Here is a 3,476-nt window from a genome sequence, read left to right as displayed (position 1 = left end):
GTACCGTCTTTACCCTTCAGCGCCTTCAGCCCCTCGATCTGCTTCTCGGGGTAGTACTACGATGAAGCTTCACTTCACGCCCAGCTTCCGGCGTAAGTGGTCACGGCCAATACGTGACAACCCCCGACAACACCAAACCACTAGCACCCGGCACGCCGCGAAGCTCGCGGCTGGAGACCTCCACCGTACCTTCACTGCCGGTCGGCCATTGAAATCTGCCGCGTTCCAGGCGGCGATAGAACAACCAGAAGCCGTTATGATCCCAATACAGAATCTTGAGTTTATTGCATTCGCGGTTGCAGAACACAAAGAGACACAGAGAGAAGGGGGCGAGCCCGAAGCCTTCCTGAACGATCACAGCCAATCCGTCGATGGACTTGCGCAGATCCGTTGATCCGCAAGCCAAATAGACGCGCTGGGCGCCGGATAGTGAAAGCATGACGAATCCAGCGCCTGCACGACTTCACGTATCATGGTCTATAAGCTTCCGAAGCTCATTACGAAAAAAAAAACTTCGTGCGGGGGAGGGTCTCCCTAGTTCCAGACACAACTGTCTCTACATGCCGATCCCTTTACACCGGAGGGTTCTTCTGCGCTGCATTCCAAGATCTTCGCGCGTTCCAGGTTCACTTTCACGATGCGGTGGATTCATTTTCATTACGGCCTGCAGATTTGCTTCATCGCAAGAGCGCGACTTTTCACAGGGCTTCATCCGCCGGATTTCGCCGACGTCTGCCTGCTAGCTACGGGGCGGCTTGGCCCCTACCCCGACTGAACTTGCATCAGTAAGTTGTGCCTAGCTTGGCTAGGCGCGCACTGCCCGTTAGCGTAGCAAATGCTACCGCGTAGAAAACGTCGGTAGCCTGCTGTTTTGTTTTTAAGCTCTCGTTTTACAATAAAGCCCTTATGGCTTTCCTCCAAAAAGAGCATTAATTAAATAACCGATGAACATAAAAATAAAGAAGCTAAAACTCATAATTCCATTTAAAATCATACCAAACCTACTTTTTCCAATGTATCCGAATACCATGCCCAAAGGATTTATAATAATGGTCAATATCCAAAAACTTTTTGCATCACCAAGTACAATATTAGGTATCCATACGACTATCCCAAATACGAAACAGATTATTGAAAGGATAAACCATATTTTTCTGGGTGAATTTTTAGTTTCCATACATTAGTCACCCCTGAATAATGACTTAGATGGTAATATTATTCAACTTCGTTATCCGTTGAATCGAGTTTGCCAAGGGCAATTTTTTTATTAATTAAATGATTTCCTTAAAGTATACTCAAATGCTCCTTTATTGGCCTAAACTCAACAGGCATGAGTAAAAAGGCTGTTCGTTGAATTATACTGCTATTAATTTTTGAATTTCTTTGTAGTCCTCTTCAGTTATTAATCCATCATAACTTGTGAAATTTAGTGTGAATTGCTGACCTCCATATTCATACTCAATAATAAACAATCCAGAGCCTATATCTTTGCCATGACCTAAAATCCCTACTACTTCTTCATAAGTCATTCTCGATGTAACTTTCTTGAGTTGTTCTTTTGTGACAGACTTTATTTCAGTTCCACCAATTATTTTTGGTGTGCTCTCAACGGCATCGAGCCTTACCTCGCCAGACAGCTGTAAAGCCAAGGACCCCGATTCTTCGGTAACCTCACCGCCGACGATTCTTTTGATGCCCATGGTTATGATTGTTCCGTCACGAGCGATCTTTCCAGCTGCAATATTAGTGCTGGTCATATGACCGCTGGTTCTGTGAAAGAAAAATCCCTCTATTTTTGGTTTATTTCCCATTGTATTCGTAATCTTATTCTCCAAGAAGAGCTCAAGCGTGTCTTTTTGCCCGACGGGAATGTGCGCTTGCCAGGTGATCGCAAAAAAGTCATCTTGCAGTTCATAAAACGAAACCGTATTATCTGATATCAAGAAAAAGCGATTGGCTTCACCTACGGGAAATAGAAAAGTTGTTTCGAATCCTTCTATTTCTTTCGTAGAACGTATGGGCTTATGGACGAAATGGGCTGATTTTGGCCCCTTCTCCATCGCCATTTCCCGCGCTTCTGCCAGATCTCCTCGATAGAGGATCTCTTGCTCGTGTTGGCTAAGTGGTGAATGGACAAACACAGCTTCCCCATTTGCGGCTACTTGATAGCCGAAAAACTGGGATAGAAAACGTAGTGGAACGTATATGCGGTTATTTATAATCTTTACAGGCACATCAAGAGTCATTTGATTAACCTGACCAGCCTTTTCATAATAAGCGGTGTTTTTACCAACAGTTAACTTAACGGCTTCCGACCATTTGCGAATGATTGCTGTCTTCGACGCTTGGTTCCACGATACCGAAGCATCAAGCGAATCGGTCATCGCGCGGATCGGAATCATTACTCGTCCTTTTTGGATGATTGGTGCAACATCGGATTGAATTTGCTTATCTTCGACAAAGATTTTTTTAGGTGCAGCTGCGTATGATGTAGCAGATACAGCAAGAAGATTCGCGGTTACTACAGCTAATACAATCATCTTTTTCATCTTATTATCATCCCCCTATATATTTAGACGCTAACATGGCTTGGTTGTTTCAATAAAAAGGTGTGCCAAAATCAACCAGTAGTGAAGTTGTCCGTTCATAGTCATTACTTCCCTCGGAGGAAAAAGGGATCTACAGACTGCGCGGCATCCGGCGATCCCTTTTTAAGTAACGTACCCGTTAGCTTAATGAATGCCTATCAATTCTCTTGCTTGTCGTACTTTATTACTCAATTGGGAATCCGTGTCCATCATAACCGACATTAAATTCTTCTGCATATTCTTCGCTTTTAATGTCTTCAGAATTTATTTCATCTTCTTTTATTTCTTTACTTGAATAAAAATACCATTCATTTTCCCCTTCATGTTCATACGACCTATAATCATTAATTTGATATCCTTCAGTTTTTAACTTATTAGCAAGCTTTTTCAAATCATCTTCATGCTTTGAATAGAAGTATTGTTCAATAATAAGCTTTTCGTTTGATGTGTTTTGAGAGTCTGTTGTGTCTCTGCATCCAATTAAAAAGATAAGACAAGCCAAAATAATCAATGTTTGTTTCATTAGATTTGATCTCCTGATGTGTTGATGAATTTCAGTTATTGCGTATATAACAACAAATCTGCGAATTTCGTAAATTCTCCGCATTTGTAGTATTCGCGTATTGATTAAACTATCCTGCCAGTTAGCCATCCATGCATCTCTTATGCTGCATCACAGAGCATGAAAGTTAATCCGTTCTTCATGGTAGTTGATAAGACGGCAGTCGGTGAAGTTCCTGCCGTGTGCTTATTGAGCTATCGTACCCGTTAGCGTAACAAAGGTTCCGTAGAAGTCACATAACCCATTGTCATTTTCCGTTTTGTTGTATTGAGATCATAATCACGCCATTATTCTTTGAGTAATTAACAACATTACCGTAAGCTTCC

At 42.3% G+C, this 3,476-nt stretch carries 4 protein-coding genes; all 4 read right to left on the bottom strand.

Going from position 1 to position 3,476, the window contains the following annotated elements; translation table 11 throughout:
- Positions 1-100: 100 nt before the first annotated feature.
- The 4 genes from tnpB to ASG81_RS25355 all read right to left on the bottom strand — a co-directional run bounded on the left by tnpB (position 101) and on the right by ASG81_RS25355 (position 3,111).
- On the bottom strand, positions 101-439 hold the full coding sequence (gene tnpB / locus ASG81_RS30350; RefSeq protein ID WP_081417582.1) for an IS66 family insertion sequence element accessory protein TnpB: 339 nt from the start codon (positions 437-439) through the stop codon (positions 101-103).
- 465 nt (positions 440-904) lie between these two features.
- Complete coding sequence (locus ASG81_RS25365) at positions 905-1,177, bottom strand: hypothetical protein (protein WP_056641053.1); 273 nt, start codon at positions 1,175-1,177, stop codon at positions 905-907.
- Positions 1,178-1,355: 178 nt separating this feature from the next.
- Positions 1,356-2,549 carry a copper amine oxidase N-terminal domain-containing protein gene (locus ASG81_RS25360; protein ID WP_056641051.1) on the bottom strand — a complete coding sequence of 398 codons (1,194 nt, stop codon included), beginning with the start codon at positions 2,547-2,549 and terminating at the stop codon, positions 1,356-1,358.
- Positions 2,550-2,772: 223 nt separating this feature from the next.
- The gene (locus ASG81_RS25355; protein ID WP_056641049.1) at positions 2,773-3,111 is read right to left on the bottom strand and encodes a ribonuclease E inhibitor RraB; all 339 of its coding nucleotides are present in this window, start codon (positions 3,109-3,111) and stop codon (positions 2,773-2,775) included.
- Positions 3,112-3,476 lie beyond the last annotated feature (365 nt).

It is taken from the genome of Paenibacillus sp. Soil522, from assembly GCF_001428245.1.
In the GTDB taxonomy this organism is placed as follows: Bacteria; Bacillota; Bacilli; order Paenibacillales; family Paenibacillaceae; genus Pristimantibacillus.
This window is presented reverse-complemented; position numbering and strand designations above follow the sequence as displayed.